This is a genomic window from Actinocrispum sp. NPDC049592, assembly GCF_040675465.1.
Lineage (GTDB): Bacteria > Actinomycetota > Actinomycetes > Mycobacteriales > Pseudonocardiaceae > Kibdelosporangium.
The window spans coordinates 181,673-200,295 of record NZ_JBFAPA010000025.1 but is presented as its reverse complement, the minus strand read 5'-3'; the positions used below and the strand labels follow the sequence as shown (position 1 = coordinate 200,295).

Annotated in this window: 11 protein-coding genes; 3 read left to right on the top strand and 8 right to left on the bottom strand. The window is 68.7% G+C overall.

Translation table 11 applies throughout. The annotated features are described in order from the left end of the window. Positions 1 to 24 precede the first annotated feature (24 nt). Together AB0J95_RS45755 and AB0J95_RS45750 are read right to left on the bottom strand one after the other, a co-directional pair. Complete coding sequence (locus AB0J95_RS45755) at positions 25 to 510, bottom strand: hypothetical protein (protein ID WP_364772334.1); 486 nt, start codon at positions 508 to 510, stop codon at positions 25 to 27. A gap of 837 nt (positions 511 to 1,347) precedes the next feature. Further along, positions 1,348 to 2,388 carry an acyl-CoA desaturase gene (locus AB0J95_RS45750; protein ID WP_364772332.1) on the bottom strand — a complete coding sequence of 347 codons (1,041 nt, stop codon included), beginning with the start codon at positions 2,386 to 2,388 and terminating at the stop codon, positions 1,348 to 1,350. 803 nt (positions 2,389 to 3,191) lie between these two features. Between AB0J95_RS45750 and AB0J95_RS45745 the strand changes: the two genes are divergently transcribed. The 3 genes from AB0J95_RS45745 to AB0J95_RS45735 all read left to right on the top strand — a co-directional run bounded on the left by AB0J95_RS45745 (position 3,192) and on the right by AB0J95_RS45735 (position 5,856). Beyond that, complete coding sequence (locus AB0J95_RS45745) at positions 3,192 to 3,776, top strand: GNAT family N-acetyltransferase (RefSeq protein WP_364772329.1); 585 nt, start codon at positions 3,192 to 3,194, stop codon at positions 3,774 to 3,776. Positions 3,777 to 3,862: 86 nt separating this feature from the next. After that, a complete protein-coding gene (locus AB0J95_RS45740) occupies positions 3,863 to 4,027 on the top strand; it encodes a hypothetical protein (protein WP_364772327.1) in 165 nt (54 codons plus the stop codon). 1,592 nt (positions 4,028 to 5,619) lie between these two features. Next, the gene (locus tag AB0J95_RS45735) at positions 5,620 to 5,856 is read left to right on the top strand and encodes an RGCVC family protein (RefSeq protein WP_364772324.1); all 237 of its coding nucleotides are present in this window, start codon (positions 5,620 to 5,622) and stop codon (positions 5,854 to 5,856) included. 660 nt (positions 5,857 to 6,516) lie between these two features. Here the strand turns inward: AB0J95_RS45735 and AB0J95_RS45730 are convergent. The 6 genes from AB0J95_RS45730 to AB0J95_RS45705 form a co-directional block, all read right to left on the bottom strand. Next, positions 6,517 to 6,819, bottom strand: coding sequence for a hypothetical protein (locus AB0J95_RS45730; protein WP_364772322.1), 303 nt, complete (start codon positions 6,817 to 6,819; stop codon positions 6,517 to 6,519). A gap of 325 nt (positions 6,820 to 7,144) precedes the next feature. Next, positions 7,145 to 8,428 (bottom strand): cytochrome P450, encoded by a 1,284-nt coding sequence (locus AB0J95_RS45725; RefSeq protein ID WP_364772319.1) that lies wholly within the window; start codon positions 8,426 to 8,428, stop codon positions 7,145 to 7,147. Positions 8,429 to 8,445: 17 nt separating this feature from the next. Continuing rightward, complete coding sequence (locus AB0J95_RS45720) at positions 8,446 to 9,300, bottom strand: SDR family NAD(P)-dependent oxidoreductase (RefSeq protein ID WP_364772316.1); 855 nt, start codon at positions 9,298 to 9,300, stop codon at positions 8,446 to 8,448. Between the two features lie 11 nt (positions 9,301 to 9,311). Further along, positions 9,312 to 10,613 carry a condensation domain-containing protein gene (locus AB0J95_RS45715; RefSeq protein ID WP_364772314.1) on the bottom strand — a complete coding sequence of 434 codons (1,302 nt, stop codon included), beginning with the start codon at positions 10,611 to 10,613 and terminating at the stop codon, positions 9,312 to 9,314. Further along, positions 10,597 to 11,727 carry an FAD-dependent monooxygenase gene (locus tag AB0J95_RS45710; protein ID WP_364772312.1) on the bottom strand — a complete coding sequence of 377 codons (1,131 nt, stop codon included), beginning with the start codon at positions 11,725 to 11,727 and terminating at the stop codon, positions 10,597 to 10,599. Before AB0J95_RS45710 ends, AB0J95_RS45715 begins: the two co-directional genes overlap by 17 nt. Beyond that, on the bottom strand, positions 11,724 to 18,623 hold the full coding sequence (locus AB0J95_RS45705) for an amino acid adenylation domain-containing protein (protein WP_364772310.1): 6,900 nt from the start codon (positions 18,621 to 18,623) through the stop codon (positions 11,724 to 11,726). Before AB0J95_RS45705 ends, AB0J95_RS45710 begins: the two co-directional genes overlap by 4 nt.

Here is an 18,623-nt window from a genome sequence, read left to right as displayed (position 1 = left end):
GACGAGACGAGCTGACAGCTCAGGTCAGGCAAGAGTGCTCAGTTGCTGGCGAAGATCGGCGATGTCACTGTAGGCCAGTTTGACCGCGCCCAACCGCCACGGCTCGTCCCGTGACCCGCCATAGAGGACCACTGGCCCGTACAGCTGGACGAGGTCACCGTCCACGACCGGGGCCGACCACACACCGGACTTCACCCAATCCGGGGAGGTGGTGACGAACTGGCGATAGGCGTCGTGATCCACGATCTGATCGAGCGCGGCCACGACCTTGCGCACGTCCTCGACCGGGATGGCGAACGCAATACCGCGTTCCACCCCGTCATCCGGTGCGATACCGGTGCCGTCGATCGGCACGGTGCGATGCCGCAGGACGCGAGGCACATGCCGAGGTTCCGGCTCGCCGTCACGTTCGTGCCCGAGAGGGCTGACCCCATGCAGGTAGGCAGACTCCCGTCGTACCTCCACGCTCCACTCACCCATCTCGGGAGTGGCATCCAAGATGACGCCCACGTCCTGCTCCTGCCTTGATGCTGACCACTTGCTCAGCCCGCAGTATCCCAAACCGCCCAGCACCCGGCCCCGGCCAGTAGCAAGGAGAAACCCCCGAGGGACCAACAGCCAACGCGCCGAAGCGACCCGCAAACCCGCCGCACCCCAGTGGTCCGAGGTGCCATGGCGAAGGGTACGGTCCACGCTGCCGGCTGCGGCTGCGATACCTTGGGAGCCGAGGAGGAAGGCAGCACACACCAGTCGCGGTGGTGTCACTCGTGTTGATATCCGGAACAGGTACTGGGCGGTTGCCGCTGTCCGCACTACAGCCAGTCGGCCGGGTGGCGGAAATCTGGTGCCTCGCCTGACAGGGAGCGGGTCGGTCGGGTGGACTGGCTTTTGCCTGCGGGAGAACGCGGGAGGGCCGGGATATCGCGAGCTTGCGCGCCGCGCGCATTACACGGCGGCGACGCTGTCGGAGGGGCTGCCGGCAGGAAGCTGCCGACGTTGAAGGTGACGCTCGCGTACGTGGAGGCGTGTGGCGGGGATCGCGGTACATGGCAGGCGCGCTGCCGGCGGTTCCAGGAAAGCGGCCGCGAGTCGCAGGCGTCCTCGGGCGGCCGCGCCTGTCGTACTCGACCGACTTCAGCCACCGGCCGCGCATGAGGCTGGTGCGTCTCTCCTCGATGTCCGGCTCGGAGCGGACAGGTTCGGACGCTCCGCCGCTGAACACTTCCTTCGCAGCCAATGCTCGAAGTCGGTTCAGGTCGCTGATCTGCGTGTGGGCTTGCTCGATCAGGTGATCCAACCGCCGGGTATCCGGCCGCGGGTCGGCCTTGCCCGGGCACGCAGCGTCCGTCAGGCGGTTCGATCGCGCAGAGGAGCACCGGCGTTGTGCAGGTGGCGCAGGACTTGGGCGTAAGAGTTGGCCAACGTGGCCTGACTGTAGGGGATACCGTTGCGGGCGCAGAAGTTCTCCACGATGGGCTGGGCGCGGCGCAGGTTGGGGCGTGGCATGTGGGGGAACAGGTGGTGTTCGATCTGGTAGTTCAGTCCGCCCAGCAGACCGTCGACCCATCGGCCGCCGGAGATGTTGCGGGAGGTCAGCACCTGCTTGCGCAGGTGGTCGAGGTGCTGTTCCTTGGTGAAGATGGGCATGCCCTTGTGGTTGGGGGCGAACGAGCATCCGAGGTAGACGCCCATCAGACCCTGGTGCACGACGATGAACAGAATCGCCTGCCACGGCGACAGCACCAGGAACACCGCCGCCAGGTAGCCCGCGAGCGGGATCGTCAGCAATGCGGCTTCCAGCCAGGGGCGTTTGACCTCACGGTGCAGCACCGCTTGGATGCTCGTGATGCGCAGCAAGGCCGCTTCCAGCAGCAGCAGGGGGAAGAAGAGGAATGCCTGGTACTTCGTGATCCACCGGTGGATACCCTGTTTGGTGCGGGACTGTTCGCGGCTGAAGGCCAGCGCCGGGATCTCGATGTCGGGATCCCGGTCCTCGTGGTTGGGGTTGGCGTGGTGCAGGTTGTGTTTGCCGACCCACCACTGGTAGCTGATCCCGGTGACACCGCCGTGCAGATAGCCGACGAGGTCGTTGCGCCTGCCGGAGCGAAAGATCTGCTTGTGCCCGGCGTCGTGCCCGATGAACGCGAACTGGGTGAAGACCACCGCGAAGAACGCCGCGGTCAGCATCTGCCACCACGAGTCGCCCAGCAGTGCGAAGGCCAGCCCGCCTGCCGCGAGCAGCAGGACGTTGATGGCCATGCGCGCGAAGTAGTATCCCCGCCGCCGGTCCAGCAGGCCGGCTTGTTTGATCTCCCGGGACAGCCGGGCGAAATCACTGCCGCGCCGCGGATCAGCGACGTGCGGGAGTGACGTGTCCACTGTGGTCATGGTGACTGCTTTCCGGACAAGCGGCACTTGTCCTGGGACTTCCGGTACATGGCCGGAAACTTCAGGTTTCGTCGCAAGCCGGAGTGGACGTCGCGCATTGTCATACTCGAACCCACCTCCGCAACGGCGAATCGGTTCTGTCGCCGGGGGCTGGGGCGAGCAGCAAGCTGTATGGACACGATGGTGTCCTCTGTCATGGGATTTCCGGACCAGGCAGGACCAAACCTATGTGCCCCGTTGCCTTGCTCACGGGACCGGTCGCCTTCACGATGGGTGTCTTCGGTGTACAGGTGGGGTGACGAGACCGACCTCCGCCGATTCGCGGCTCGCGCATGAAGATCTCCGCGCCACCGTTGCCGCCGGAGCCGAAGCCCACTCGCTACAACTCGGCCGGCGCGCGATTCGTTCCCACGACGTGCCCGGTGTCGCATCGCACTTCGGCCCGGTGGACATGGAGACATCGCCCAGCCGGGACCGCAGCGCGGCTGGGGAGCTGTCGCCGCCGCCGGCTGGGTCTTTCGTGGTGAAATGACCGATCGTGGCTGATGGGGTGTACTGTCGAGGTGTCGGAGGCTCGTCGTGTGTGAGCAGTCAAGCTCACATCGTTTTCGACGACGCTCATGTCGGCCGGTTTGATGGCTGGGACGAGGTTCCCACCGAGTACGCGACCTTCGACCCGTATTCCGCGTCTGTGCAATCTGGCTGGACCTTCCGTCAGAGAAGAAGCCGGGCCACAGGGCTGCCACGGCATACCTTCGCGAACGTGCGTCCGGTCGGGTTCTTGGCCGGGAATTGGAGTCCAGTTGCTCGACACACCAACCGTTCTCACCACCGAGCACCTGACGTTGCGGCCGTGGCGCGAGGACGACGCGCCTGCCGCGCTGGAGGTCTATGGGCACCCGGCGGTGGCTCGCTGGCTCAGCCCCGTGATGGACCGGGTGCCGGATGTGGCGGCGATGCGTCTGCTGTTGCAGCAGTGGGTGGCGGAGGACGCCAGGATGCCGCCGCCCGCGGGCAGGTGGGCGATCGAACTCAGCGCCGATGGACAGGTGATCGGCGGTGCGATTCTGTTGCCGTTGCCGCCTGGCAACGAGGACATGGAGATCGGCTGGCAGTTGCATCCGGGCATGTGGGGTAACGGTTACGCCAGCGAGGCGACTTACGCCCTGGCTGGGTGGGCGTTGGGTCAGGACGTCGACGAGATCTTCGCCGTCGTGCGTCCGGGCAACAGCCGCGCGGCGGCAACGGTTCGCCGCAACGGCATGCAGTGGGTCGGTGAGACGGACAAGTACTTCGGTCTGCGGTTGCAGGTTTACCGCCTGCGCCTCGCGGATCTCGACCGGACCGCCCGCGAAGCCGATCATGCTCCATCTCGCCGGGATGGCTGAGCACACCCGATAGCTGCGGATCGGGTGCGCCTTCGACTGTCGGGCCGAGGTCGAGACGCCCACCGTGTTCCAGGTGCAGCCCAACGGTGACGGAGCGCGGGTCAACCGTCGAGCGGTGGTTGATGCAGCCGGATGTACCGGTACGCCACTATCGCGACCTGGGATACGAGGCACTCGCCGAGGTACCGGATGCGGTTGATGACGTCGCCGAGGACGCGGCAGAGGTGCCGCCCGGACAGGCTGCCGGATGATGTCCTCGTCCACACCCTGCCGAGCAGGTACTGCCTGCCTGATGTGCTCGGCGACGAGGCTTGGTCCCGGTTACCGGCGCGTGCAGCGGATCTGCTGGCACGTGCATGAACACCTGACCTTCCGGTACGGCAGTTCCACCGCGACGTCCACCGCGGCGGATGTCAACGCGTCGGGGTTCGGCGCTGCCGGGACTGCACCCACCTGGCGATCTCCTTCTGCCGTGTGTTGAACATTCTCGCGCGCTACCCGCAACAACACACCTCGCAAAGGACGGGTGCCGATCGGTCGCGGCAGGGACGCCCCCGACGTCGCGATGGCCACCGCGTTTGGCGGGCCGCACTTGGCGCGGATGTCGGTCACCGCGGAGGAATGTGTTCGGCCGGACTGGCCCCGGGAATGCTGAGTCTATTGTGGACAGTAGGGGCGACGTGGCCGTGTGCTGATCGGCGGGGCGGGCAGCGGCGCGCGTTCTCGTCCGGCAGACATGTGCTGTTGCGGCTGAGGTTGAAGCCGTCGTCGTCTCCTGCGGGGGCGATCGATGGGCGGCTAGTGGCCGCGGTCGATGGGTCGATGGCGGAGTGCCCCGCGATGATCGCCGGTGTGACCGAGACCGCGAGTCTGGTGGTTGCTGAACCAGGCCAGCCGGGACAGGACAGCGGTGAGAGGCGAAACGAGCTTCGCGACGTCACGTTCTCGTCCGCTTGCCGTGGATTCGATACGCGCGCGCCTTTGCCGGTAGGAGTTTCTTCTCTACCCGGCGATCAGCGTGAATAGGGAGTACTGTTGACCCAATCGAGACGTTTCGGCGCCGGTGCCGGATCCGGCGACCTCGATAGTGGAGTGGCCGGATCCCCGGCCCTGACAGGAGTCGCCGCTCGTTGTCGCCTCGAAGCGAGTCACATGCCCACCGGCTGCCATGGCCATTGAGCATCGTCGGTTGTCGCACAGCCGATGGTGCTCGTGTGGGGTGTGTCGAGCGCTTCGGCGTGGCCACGCCTCCTGTCTGTCGGTTGAGCCTGTGCGTGACCGGCGATCCCGGTACGTGCGGGCTCAACCAGGGCGGTATCCAGACTTGGAAGGTAGGGGTCATTGTGCGACGCACACACGAATCCGAGCGGAGGCTGCTACGGCACCCGCACGCGCATGTTCTACTGTGTCCGGACACAATGGACTTGAATGTGTTTCACCCCACGGCCAGGATCCCAAGAGGACACAGGCCACCCACGTGCGAGCGACCTGACCACTGGCGACGATGTCGGCCGGGGTGAGTGTTCCCGTGAGCGACGGCCACCAGGATGTGCGGTCGGACCTGTCTGCCGGCCACCAATGACACGGTACCCGAATGGCGGGATCTCCGGCTGTCCGTCGCGGGCGCCCTGTGGAGTTCACCGTGGACGAAATTGGCCCGGCTAGACAACACGCCTGTCACGATGGGGCGTACTGTCGGGGTCACCGGGTGCACTTCGAGTGTCGACTGTGTTGTCGGCGCCGTGCCCGGCGCAGGTCAGTACGGCCGGATCCCGGCCGGAGGGGAGTACGGCATGATGCCGGGCTCGGATATCCGGAAATACCCTGTCGGGCGCGGCGTCCGGTGATCCCGCCGTCGACGTCGAACGGGGAGATCCAACGGCGGCTGGACACCAGGACCTACCCGGTAACCCGCCAGGTCGCCGAAGTTGCGGTGCCTGACGAGGACCGTGCGGCCGGGTCATGCGAGAGCTGCCCGCACCCGTGGAGCAGCCACGACCGGATCTCGGTCCGGTTCTGCACCGCGACCAAGGACACCGGCACCAGCCGGAGCTGCGTCTGTCCCACCGAGGACAGCTGACGATGACGAAAGTGGCGCGCACTGAGCCGGGCAGCCACCCGGCTGTTGTCACGCCCGGTCGCGGACATCCGGCACCGCCGCCGCAGGACACGCCAGCCCTCCAGTGGTGCACCGTGGTCTTGCCGCAGGATTCTTCCAATGCCGTCGGAAATCTCGTGGGAACAAACTCGGCACTGCCAATGTTGTAGGATCGGAGGGCGGAGGCTCGAGTGAATTCGAGCCGTTCGCCGCACCGGGCACGGCCGCACTGTGGTCCGCCCCCGGTCCCATCTTCGTCCGGAAAGGACACGCATCATCACGACCGCATCGCGAACACGTCTGGAAAACCCGACGCGCGACCTGTTCAGCCACCCGTACACCGACCAGCCCGCTGCCCAGGGCGGCCGGTCCGAAAAGCCACGGGTCTCACGCGTGAATCTGTTCCGTGAGCCGGGTGCGCCCGTCGCGGTCGGTCAGCCGGACGGGCGCTGACCGTTTCTCCACATCGACCCCAATGAACGTCCACAGTGGAACCTAGTTGCGGCGTCTGTAGCTCTGCCCACTCGCAAAGCGATCGACGTCGTGGATTGGCAGCGACGCGTATCCGCACCTTCATCCGTCCGACGTGTGCTGTTGCGTGTCCTGGTCGAAAACTCGGGTTACCGGTTCTGGCTTGGACTTTCATGCGGCGGGTTGGTACTCGTTGAGCAGTCCGCCGAGACACCGTCGGCGTCGGATGCTGGCTATCTGGGCCGGGAACGGGATCGTGTTCGGTTTGTCGTCGGGAGCACGTAGAAGCATTCCGCCGTCTTGGTGGCTGCGCCCAGCGTTGTAGTGGGCGACGTAGGCGTCGAGCACGACCTGGGTGCCGATGGAGGCGAAGACCGCGTCGAAGGCGGTACCGAACTTCGCGTCACGGTCGCGAACCAGGTGTCTGAACCGGTGCCCGGCCTCCTCCAGATCGCTGGCAAGACCGCGGGCCACCTGAGCCACCCAGTCCGCGGTCGGATGCTGGGTAATGCCGAGTAGGTGGACCCTGCGTCTTGATCTCGATGACGAACGGCGGACGACCCGGTGGTGTCGGCTGCCGCCACCGCGCAGCGATGAGCCTGCAGTGCCAGCGCAACAATGTTCCCGGTGTGACTATCCGGTGGGCGTAGGGCCTTGGGAAGCATCCGGGCCAGCCCGGCCAGGACCGCGCGATCCGGCCAGGACAGGCGAGGCTTCGGGTTGTTCCCTCGCAGCACAGCGACTTCATGCCGCAAGGTGAGGATCTCCGCGTCCTTCGACGCCGACTTCGGCAGGACTCTCAGTTGCCGGGGGTCACGGGGACTCTGATCGCGCCGCGGATGTTGCGCGAAGGGAGGCGCACCACGGGACCCGAGATCCGCAGGTGCGGGAACCGTTGGAACAGCAGGCGCATCGCCGTCGCGGCCTCCAGCCGGGCCAGCCCCGCGCCGACGCAGTAGTGGATCCCGGAGGAGAACGACAAGTGGTCGCGACTGTTCGGGCGGTCCAGGTCGAGCCGGGCCGGGTCCGGGAACACCTGCGGGTCGCGGTTCGCCCCGGCCAGCAAGACCACGACCATCGTGCCCTCCGGGATGTCGACACCTTCGACTGTGACCGGCTCGGTGGCCGCGCGCACCGTGTACTGCACGGACGAATCCCAGCGCAGGACCTCTTCCACGAGGTTCGGGGCGATGTCCGGCTCGGCGATGATCCGTTCGCGGGCTTGCTGGTTGGTGAGCAACACCATGCCGGCGTTGCCGATCAGGTTCAGCGTCGTCTCGTAGCCGGCCAGCATCAGCAGTTCGATGGTCGCCAGCAGGTCCTCGCGTGCCAGGTCCGGCGCGCCGTCGTGGGCCCGGATCACGTTGCTCACCAGGTCATCGCCCGGGGCGCGGCGGCGGCGCTCGACCAGGTCGACGAAGAACGCCTCGACGTCGACCAATGTCTCCCGCACGTTGCGCAGCTCCCGAACCGATCGCACGCCGTCGAGCGTCGGCCCGAGCACGGCGCCCCACCGGGTGAACCGGTCGTAGTCGACCGAGGCGATACCGAACATCTCGCAGATGATTCGGATCGGGATGCGCGCGGCGAAGTCGTGGATCAGCTCCCAATCGGCGCGCCCGTCGAGTTCGTCGAGGAACTCGGTCACGACCTTCTCCACGACCGGTGTCAGGTCTCGCAGCGCGCGTGGTGTGAACCAGGGAGCGACGGTGCGCCGCAGCCGGGTGTGCAGGGGCGGGTCGATCGCGATGAACGAATCGTCCACAGGGTGGATCGGGCGCCGGCCTCGCGAGTCGCGCAGCAGCACCTTCATGTCCATCAACGCCGCCCGCGTGTTCACCCCGAACCTCGGGTCACGCAGGATCGCGTCGCCCACCCGGTGCGACGCGGTGACGTAGAGGCCCAGCTTGCTGCGGCTGAGATCGCCGAGCGCCCGCGCGTCCTCGTAGACCGGGTACGGGTCGGTGCCCGGCGGCGCCGAGATGATCCGGGCGAGTGGATCGCCCCGCCATGCCTGGGCCCGGGTCACAGCACCGAATCCGAGCAGCATGGCACGCAGGCGAAGCGTCTGCTTGACCGACATGGCAAGTCCCTTCGTGGTCAACGGACAACGGCTTTGGCGAAGGCCCGGTCGATGACCGTGTCGGGGAGCAGCCGGGCGAGCAGGCTGCCCAGCCGCGCATCGAGCCCGACCTGGTAACGGATCTTGGGGCGGGTAGCGAGCAGAGCGTGTGCCACGACGGCGGCGCAGTCCCGTGTCGTGGTGCGGCTCGACCGCGCACGCTTGTCGTTGGCGGTCAGGAAGTCCAGGAACGACCGGCGGTAGAGGTTCCCGACCGCGGGCTCCATCGCATCCAGCACATCGGCGCCCTGCTCGGCCACCTTGGTCCAGATCGGGGTCAGGATCGCGCCCGGCTCCACAACGGACACACAGACGCCGAACGGCCGCAACTCCCGGCGCAGCGCGTCGCTGATGGCCTCCTTCGCGAACTGCGACGCGGCATAGGCGCCGAGATAAGGCGATGCGACGCGGCCGAGGCCGGAGCTGATGTTCACGACCCGCCCGCGTGCGTGGCGTACCAGCGGGAGGAAGGCGCGCGTGACGGCGACCGCCCCCACGACGTTGACCTCGAGCTGCTCGCGCAGCCGGTCAGGCGACAGGCATTCCAGCGGTGCGGGTACGCAGATCCCCGCGTTGTTGACCAAGCCCCACAAGCGGTCGCCGTTGACGGTCTTCACCGCGTCCCGTACCGAGTCCTCATCGGTGACGTCGAGCGGCAATGCGCGCAGGCCACCGGCCGCCGCTGCCTCCAGCGCGCGCCCGTCGTCGTCCCGGCGCACACCGGCGAACACCTGGAACCCCAACCGATCCAGGTGCAGTGCGCACTCCCTGCCGAGTCCGGTCGACGCGCCGGTCACCACGACGGCCCGGCCGTCCGGCGAGATCCGTTTCACGATTCGACTCCTCACGTCGCTGACAGAACGGTGGTGACGCTGTCGTCGGCGATGCGTTTCGCCCGTTGCAGGGACATGGCGCGCTCGACGTACGAGAAATTCCAGAACAGGTGGCCGTGGCTCGTGTTGACGGCCGCGGCGAGGTATCCGCTGATCGACAGCCCGGTTGTGAACTGCGCGTCCGACACCCGCCACGGCCCGATCCGGCTGGGGAAGTCGTACACACCGATGTTGGACAGGCACAGGTTCCCCGGCCCCCGTGCCTCGACGAGCCGCCGGAACGACTCGCTCTCGCCGGGGCTGGGCGGGCACATCCAGCGCAGCAGGTTGATCGTCGAGAAATGGTCGCCCCGCCGCCTGCGCATCGCCACGTCCCGGCTGACGGCCCTGGCCAACGGCCAGAATCCGCCGGTCGGCGTGTAGTCCACAAAGGATGACACGGTCGCGATGTACGCGCCTGCGTCCTGATTGGACACCGGCCCAGTGAGTTCGGCCCTGAAGTCGATCGGCGACCCGATCGAGTACTCGCACGGTGCCGACACCGCCGCGTCGCGGGCGACGGCGGTGATCATCGCCGCGGCGAGCGCGCCGTGCACAGTGGACCCGTTGCGCTTGCAGGCTGGCAGCAGCGCGCCCAGCTGGCCGGGCGCCAGTGACCGGTGTACCAGCTGGGTGCGCCGCAGCTCGTCGGCGACCGTCTCGGTCGGCACCAGCCGCCGCAGGCTTTCCCGGCGCAGCTTCCGCTGGTCCGGCAGGAGCCGGGCCGCGGCACCGAGCGCGCCCCTCAGCGCTCGGTGCCGGGCAGGGAACATGTCCTCGGGTGCGGGGAGCGCGGGCCGGTCGCCGACCACCTGCCCGGCCGCCAGCTCGAGCCACTCCTTCGCCAGCGACATCACGGTGGTCGCGTCCGCGATGATGTGCGACACGGTGAGGAGCAGGTCGTGCACATCCGGAGCGACGGTGAGTACAGCGGCCCGGCACAGCGGACCCCGGCGCAGATCCATGCGGTCGGACAGCTGGTGCTCGTTGACCTCAAGCTCCCACTGGTCACCACATTCCGTTCGCAGCGCGATGGGGTGCACCTCGCCGGTCACGAAACGTGGGTTGCGGCCCACATGATCCGCCACGATCATGGTGCGCAGCAACGGATGTTTGGACTGCAACGCGTCAAGTGACTGCCGCAGAGCGGAGATGGTCACCTTGCCGTGCACCCGCACGCGGGCGATCACGTTGAGCGGCGAGAAGTGGTCGGCGATCCAGTACCACCGTTCGACCGGGCTCAGTGGCCGGTTGATGTCAGTGAGTGTCGGCATGATGCGCTCCAGGCGACGGGAAAACCAGTGCAGACTCGTTCTGCCGGACCAGCATGGGCCTCGGCATCCAGCGGAAGACCGCGTCGCGCAGCGCCGCCGTCCACGGCAGCGAGGCCTGCTCGACCTTGCTCAGCAACCGGGAGACGCGGACCATCCGCCGCGTTCGTGCTCTGCGTTGCGCCTCGTAGGAACGCAGGGCCTGACAAGGATCCGCAGCCCCCGCCAGGGTTCGCGCGAGCACGACGGCGTCCTCGATCGCCATGCCCGCGCCCTGTCCGAGGCTGGTCAGCATCGGGTGGGCCGCGTCGCCGAGGAGCGTCACCGGCCCGTCCCCCCAGCTGGGCAGCGGCGGCCTGTCCATTGCGGACACCGTGGTGATCGCCTCCGGCGGTGTCGCCGCGACGGCGGCCTGGACTTCCTCCGCCCACCCCCTGTAGGAACGGAGGGGGTCGTCCAGGCCGCCGTTTCGGGTGCCCCACCAGTACACGCGGCCGCCTCCGAGGTCGATGAGGCCGAACCGCTTGCCTCGGCCCCAGTAGTGGCCGACGTACCCCGGGGTCACCCGGTCATGGCGGAACGGGATGACGGCCAGCCAACAGCCGTATCCCGCCTCGCGGGGCGCTTGCGGGCCGGCGAGCTGCCGGCGGACCGCCGAGTGCAAACCGTCGGCCCCGATCAGCACGTCGCCGCGGGCCACCCGGCCGTCGGCCAGCCACAGCCGGACGCCACGCTTGTCGTACCCGTAGCGGAATGCGTTGGCGCCCAGCATGATCGGGCAGTCGCCTGCGGCCAGCAGCAACTCCTGCTGGAGTTCCGCGCGGTGGATGCACACGCTGGGCACGCCGAGCCGGTCGGTGATCTCCTTGAGCGGCACCGTCCTGATGGGACGCCCGGTCGACGTGAGCAATTCGAAGGTCTCGATCGACTGGCCGCCGTCGAGATCGACGTCGCACGACCGCAGGGCGGCCACCGCGTTGCTCATGATGGACAGGCCGGTACCCGCCGCTCGCAGCTGCGGCGCACGCTCGTAAAGCTCGACCTCGATGCCCGCCCGGCGCAGCGCCACCGCGGCCGTCAGGCCGCCGATGCCCGCCCCCACCACCAGCGCCTTCATCGCGCGCTCCGGTGCAGGAGCTCCGACAGTGCGGCTGCGACCGTGCGCACGTGCGGTTCCGCCATCATCTCGATGTGGTCACCGGCCACGTCGACGACATCGAGATGCCCGGCGGTCAGCTCACCCCATCCGTTCGCGGGATCGCGGTACAGGCTGCCCGCGGCGTCGTGCGCCGGTTCGAGCAGCCGTGGCAACGGTTGCGTGGCGCGGACCAGGGTCATGTCCCCGGCGATGACCCCTGGCTGATAAGCCAAGGCCGCCGTCCAGTTCGCCTGGAACACCCGGAACAGCCTGCGGACCACGGCGGTCGAACTGCCTGGTGGCAGCACGCCCGCTTCCACTGCCTTCGCGGCAATGACTTCGAGCTGATCCCCGGCCGGTAAGGGCTCGATATGTGTTGTGGTGTCCCGCATCCGCAGCAGCTCCCAGCCGAACCACTCCAGCAGGACGTCCGCGGGCACCTCGGTGCGTGGCCCCGGGGCGAGGGCGATGGTGTCGAGCAGCACCAGCCGGTCGATGTCCTCGCCGGCCGCGTGGAGCTGGCGGGCCATCTCGAAGGCCACGATCCCGCCGAACGACCAGCCCGCGATCGTGTACGGCCCGCACGGCTGAACCCGCCGCATCGCGTCGAGGTAACTGCGGGCCAGCTCGGGAACCGTGCGCAGTGGCTCGGTTCCCGGTTCGCAGCCGGCGGCCTGCAGGGCGTAGCAGGGCCAGTCGGCGGGCAGGTTGCGGACCAGCGGCAGGTAGCACAGGACGTTGCCACCGATGGGGTGCACCAGGAACAGCGGCGGCCGGGTGCCGTGTGTGCGCATTGGGACCAGCGGGTCGAAGGTCGCGCTCGCCGCCTGCCGCAGACGGGTGGCCAGTGCGGCCGCGGTCGGTGCTGCGACCAGCACGGAGAGAGGAAGGTGGACGTTGTAGCGCTTCTCCAGGAGGACCGCGAGCCGCATCGCGGTGACCGAGGTGCCACCGATGTCGAAGAAGTCGTCGTGCACGCCGACCGCGGGCAGGCCGAGCAGTTCGGCGAGGATCTCGACGAGCGCACGTTCGTTCTCGTCGCGTGGTGACGAACCCGTTGTCACCCGGCAGGCCGGCGCGATCCGGCGCAACGCGGCGTCATCGCGCTTGCCGCTGGGCGTCAACGGCAGACTCGGCAGCCACTGGAACTCCGTCGGCACCAAGTACTCGGGCAACCGCGCGCGCATAGCCGAGCGCAACTCGGTGAGGTCGGTAGTGCCGTCACCCACCAGGAACGCCACCAGATGCGTCTCCCGGCCGCCGTCGCGCGCAACCACGGCGACCTCGCGGATCCCAGGCGCGTTGATCGCCAGCTCGACCTCGGCGGTCTCCACCCGGAAACCGCGTATCTTCACCTGTGAGTCCGACCGGCCCAGGTAGACGAGGTCGCCGCTGGGCAGCTCCATGCCGATGTCGCCGGTCCGGTACCAGGCTTCGCCGCTGGCGGGATCACGGACGAAGCGCCGCGCGGTCAGCTCGGGCTCGCCGTCGTAGCCGGTGGCCAGACCGGCACCGCCGAGGTGGATCTCACCGCGGGTGCCGGCTGGGACGGGCCGCATCCGGGAGTCGAGCACGGTGGCGCGCAACCCGTCGATGGGCGTGCCGATCGGTGGCAGCGCGGGGAAATCCGCCGGGTCCCCGGTCATGGTGTAGCTGGTGGCCACGTGCGTCTCGGTGGGCCCGTACTGGTTCTCCAAGACGATGCCAGGTAACGCGGCACAGAGCCGCCGGATCTCGTCGGTGACCCGGAGTTGCTCGCCGGAGGAGATGATCACGCGCAGCCCGCGCGGCAGCAGCCCGAGCGCGCCCGCGGCCTCGGCCAGCTGCTGCAGTGCCACGTAGGGCAGGAACACCCGATCGATCCCGTCCAGCAGGCGCAGGACCGTTGCCGGATCCCTCCTGTCCGGATCGGACACCAAGGTCAGCGTGCCGCCGCCGCACAGGGTCGAGAAGATCTCCTGGAACGACACGTCGAAGCTCAGCGGCGCATATTGGAGCGTCGTGCCACCGGCCGCGCCGCTCGCCGTCCGGTTCTGGTGTGCGACGAGGTTGGCCAGCGCCCGGTGCGGCATCACCACGCCGTTCGGAGTACCCGTCGACCCGGACGTGAACAGGATGTAGGCGGTGTCGTCGAGCGTGACCTCACCGGATTCCGGCGCGTCGCCGGGGTGCAGCAGGGTGGTGAGGTCCACCGTGTCCTCGGCCAGATCCGCGTACCGGGCGTGCGTCACGACGACGGCCGGCCGGGCCCGCTCCAGCATCGCGGCGAGCCGGGGGCGGGGGTAGGCAGGGTCCAGCGGTACGCACGCCGCGCCCGCCCTGGCGATGCCCAGCACCAGGGCGATCATCTCGAACGACCGGTCCACGGCGACGCCGACCCGGGTGCCGCGTCCCGCACCGATCGCCACGAGCCGCCGTGCCACCCGGCCGGCCGCCAGGTCGAGTTCCCGGTAGGTCCACTTGTCCGGGCCAAAGGTGACTGCGACGGCGTCGGGTGTACTGGCGGCCTGGCGCGCGAACACGTGCACAACGTGCCCGGGCTCGTCGGCCGCGAGGAAGGCGAAGTCGACCTCATCGTCCGGCGCCGCAACGATCCTGGCCAGGATTCCGGTGTAGCACCGCGCGAAGAGGTCCGCCTGGTCGTTGGTGAAAACGCTGGCGGCGCAGTCGATCCGCAACCAGGTACGCGAGCTGACCGGGTCGACGATCGCGTTGAGCAGCAGCGCGAAGTTCGTCTCCTCCCAAGCCTGGAACCCCAGGAGCGCCACGCCGGGGACCGTCAGCACGGGTGCGAGAACGTGCGGGTGCATGAAGTTGAACGCGGTCTCCAGCACCGGCCCGCCGTGGTCGCGCTGGATCGCGCTGAGCGGATACCGGCGGTGCGGGTAGCCGTCACGTTCCTGCCGCTGGATCTCGCGCACCGCGTCAGCCCAGGTCCGCGGTGTGCTGTCCACGCGTACCGGCACGGTGTTGAGGAACAGCCCGGCGACCCGGTCGTCCGGCCGTCCATGGGTCACCAGCCCGGTGATCACCGGGCCGTCGCAGAACATCCGAAGCGCCAGGCAGTGGGCCGCCAACAGCACCGACTTCACCGGAATACCGTTGCGATGGGCGAAATCACGCACCTTCTCCGCGTGCGGCAGTTCGACGAGCCGGACGAGAAGTTCGCCGTCGCCCGGCGGCTCGTGTGGCCGGAAGGCCGTGAGCTGGGCCGGGGACGAGCCGGTGAGCACCTCGCGCCAGTGCTGTGCGGCCTCAGGTGAATTGAGGGCGCTGCGTTCGTCGAGCACATGCTGGGCCGCGGAGGACGCTGGACCGGCCACCACCGGCTCGATGTCCGCGCCCAACGCGTGCAGGTAGTCCTGGAGCAGCTCACGAAGCAGGGTCGCGACGCTCCAGCCGTCAAGGATCGCGTGGTGGAAGCTGAACACCAGGTCGACCCGGTCCGCCAGGACGTGGACGCGCAACAGATACAGCGGTGGCCGGTCGAGTTCGTAGTCGTGCGATCGCCGGTCCTCGATGTGCTTGCGCACTTCGACCTCGGCCTGGGCGCCGTCCAGCGCGCGCAGGTCGACGACCTCAAGTCCATTGTGGACATTGCGGTGCACGACCTGCAACGGCTGGGAGGACCGGGCGAGGTCGAACGACGAGCGCAGCACCGGGTGGCGCTCGGCGAGCAGGTCGAACGCCCGCCGGAACTCCACCTCCTGCCAGCCGATCGCCAGGGTGTAGCGGAAGACGTCGTGGTACATGGCCGTGTTCTCGTGCGTCCGGCTGTGGTACAGCAGGCCGAGCTGCAGCGCGGACGCCGGGTAGGCGTCCACGGCGTCCGCCAGCCTGGCGCGGTCCACGGCGGGCACGAGGTCGAACGGTGCCGGACCCGGTGTGTCCGGCTGCTCGGCGTACACCCTGCTCGCCAGCGCGGCGACGCTCGGATGCGCGGCGACATCGGTCAGCTCGAAGTGGATTCCCCGCTGCGCGGCCAGCGCGCGTAGCCGCAGGACCAGGATCGAGTCGCCGCCGAGCGTGAACCAGTTGTCGTGCACGCCGACCGGTGACACGTCCAGCACCTCGGACCACACCGCTGCGAGCGCAGCCTCGACCTCGGTCCGGGGCGCGGTGTTCTCCTGCGCGGCCTTCGCCGCCGGAAGTGCCCGGACGTCCAGTTTTCCGTTCGGTGTTAAGGGAATTCGCTCAACGGGCACGAACAACGCCGGAACCATGTACTCCGGCAACCGGTCCGCGAGATGCAAGCGAAGTGCGTCAACGTCGGCATCGGCCGCGACGACGTAGGCGACCAGCCGCCCCCGCGTGTGCACGACGACCGCCTCCCGCACACCGGGGAACGTCAGCAGGCAGGCCCGGATCTCACCCGGCTCCACCCGGTTTCCCCGGATCTTCACCTGGTCGTCCGCGCGCCCCAGGTACTCCAGGTCGCCACTGGCCAGCCAGCGCGCGATGTCGCCGGTGCGGTACATCCGCTCGCCCGGTGTGAACGGGTCGGCGGCGAACTTCCCGGCCTGCAGCTCCGGCCGGTTGAGGTAGCCGCGGGCGACGCCGACGCCGCTGATGCACAACTCTCCCGGCGCCCCAACGGGTTGCGGCTTCCCGTACTGGTCGAGCACGGCCAGCCGGATGCCGTCGATGGCCCTGCCGATCGGTATCCGGTCCACCGGGTCCGCCGGACAGTCGAAAAAGGACACGTCGACGGTCGCCTCGGTCGGCCCGTAGAGGTTGACCAGTCGCGTGCCGCCCGCGATCCGGCCGAAACGTGCCACCAGGTCCGGGGGCAACGCCTCGCCGCTGCAGAACACGCGGCGCAGCGACCGGCCGAGCTCGGGCCTGCGCTCCCACTCGTCCAGGAACGGTCCCAGCATCGACGGGACGAAGTGCACGACGGTCACCCCGTGCTGCGCGATGAACTCCAGGACCCGGCGGGGGTCCTTCTCGGCCCCGGGGGGCAGCAACGCCAGCCGGGCACCGCCGAGCGCCCACCAGAACAGCTCCCACACCGACACGTCGAACGTCACAGGGGTCTTCTGCATCAGCACATCGGTGTCGTCGAGCGGATAGCGGTCCTGCATCCAGGCCAGCCGGTTGACTACCGAACGGTGCTCGACCATCACGCCCTTGGGCTGTCCGGTGGAGCCGGAGGTGTAGATGACGTAGGCGAGTGAGTCCTCGTCCGCGATGGCGTCGGCCGGGTCCCCGGTGAACCGGGTCCGCTCGCTGCCGGTGATGAGTACCTTGGCCCCGCTGTCGGTCCGCACGAACCGTGATCGTTCGGCCGGGTGTGCCGGGTCGAGCGGAACGTACGCGCCGCCCGCCTTCAGCACGCCCAGCAGCGTCACGATCAGCGCGGGCCCGCGGTCCAATTGCACTGCGACCCGGTCGTCACGGCCGACACCTTCGCCACGCAACTCCCGCGCCACCACCTCGGCCCGCGCGTCCAGTTCCGCGTAGGTCGTCGACGACCCGTCTGATGAGACGAGGGCGACCCGGTCGGGCGTGCGTTGAACCTGCTCCTCGAACAGGCCGTGCACCGTCCCGGACCGCACGGCCGGCGACGGTGCGGCAACCAGTCGTGCGTGCTCGCCGGGGGAGAGCATCGGGATCGCGGACACCGGCGGTTGCGGGTCGGTGAGACCGTTGTCCAGCAGCGCGAGCACGTGCCGGGCCGTCGCCTCGATCGGGAAGTCCTCGTCGAACACGTCGGCCGCGTACTCCAGGTCCACCAGAACGTGGCCGGTGTCGTCGAACTCGGTCAGCACGACGGCCAACGCGTCGCCGTCGTGCGCGTGGCCGAGGCCCACCATGTCGCGGCTGAGACCGGGAACAGGAGACCGGCGCGGGTAGTGCATGTACGACACGGTCACGTCGAACAACCGCCGGGGCCCGGCGTCGTCCGCGGGCAGAGCGCGCAGGATGTCGCCGAGGGACAGGCGTTCCCGGCGTTTGAGCGCGTAGGTCCTGGTCCGGACCGTGGTGGCCAGATCCCGCAGGGACTGCTCTCCCGATACCGGCACCCGCAACGGCATCGTGCTGGCGAACTGCCCGACGGTCCGTTTCTCGGTGAGCGTCCGCCGGTTGAGGGCCGGGATGCCCAGCACGACTTCGTCACTGCCGTGCACGCGCGCCAGATAGGTCGCGAACGCGGCGGTGACCACCATGAATGGCGAGTGCCCAGCCTCGCGCATCCGCCCGACGAGGTCCTCGGGCAGCACGAACCGGTGCCGTCCGACCTGCCGGATGCCGGTCCTGCGTGGGAAAAGCGCGGGCGACACACCGGCCAGCGCCTCCCGGTGGAAGTCGCGGTCGTTCTCGAACGCCGGGGACGCCAGGTAGGCGGCTTCACGCTCCACAAAGGACAGAAAGGATGGTGGCCCCGGCTCGGGCGGCTTGCCGGTGCGTTTGACGTGGTCGTAGTCCGCGACGACCTGGACGACGATCTCGTGCAGCGCCCACCCGTCGGCGACGATGTGGTGCGCCGCGACGCACAGGCGGACCGCGGCCGATCCCTCCTTGAGCAGGGCGGCATGCACCATGGGGGAGCGCCGCAACGGGAACGGGCGGTTGAACAGGTCCTCGATCCACGTGTCGCACTCGGCACGTCCGGCCAGTTCGACGACCGGTGCCGCAACCGGATCCGGGTGCAGCCACTGGTACGGCACGCCGTCGCGCTCGTCGAACCTCAGCCGCAGCGCGTCGTTGTGGCGCAACGCCCGCGCCAGGCAGGCGGCGAGCAGGTCCACGTCCACGTCGCCGGTCAGCCGGTCGACCGCGACCGACGTGTGTTGCGGGGAGTCCGGCCGGTGTGCCCCCGCCGCCCAGATATCCCGTTGGGAGGCGGTCAAAGCCATCATGGTTGGGGCCAT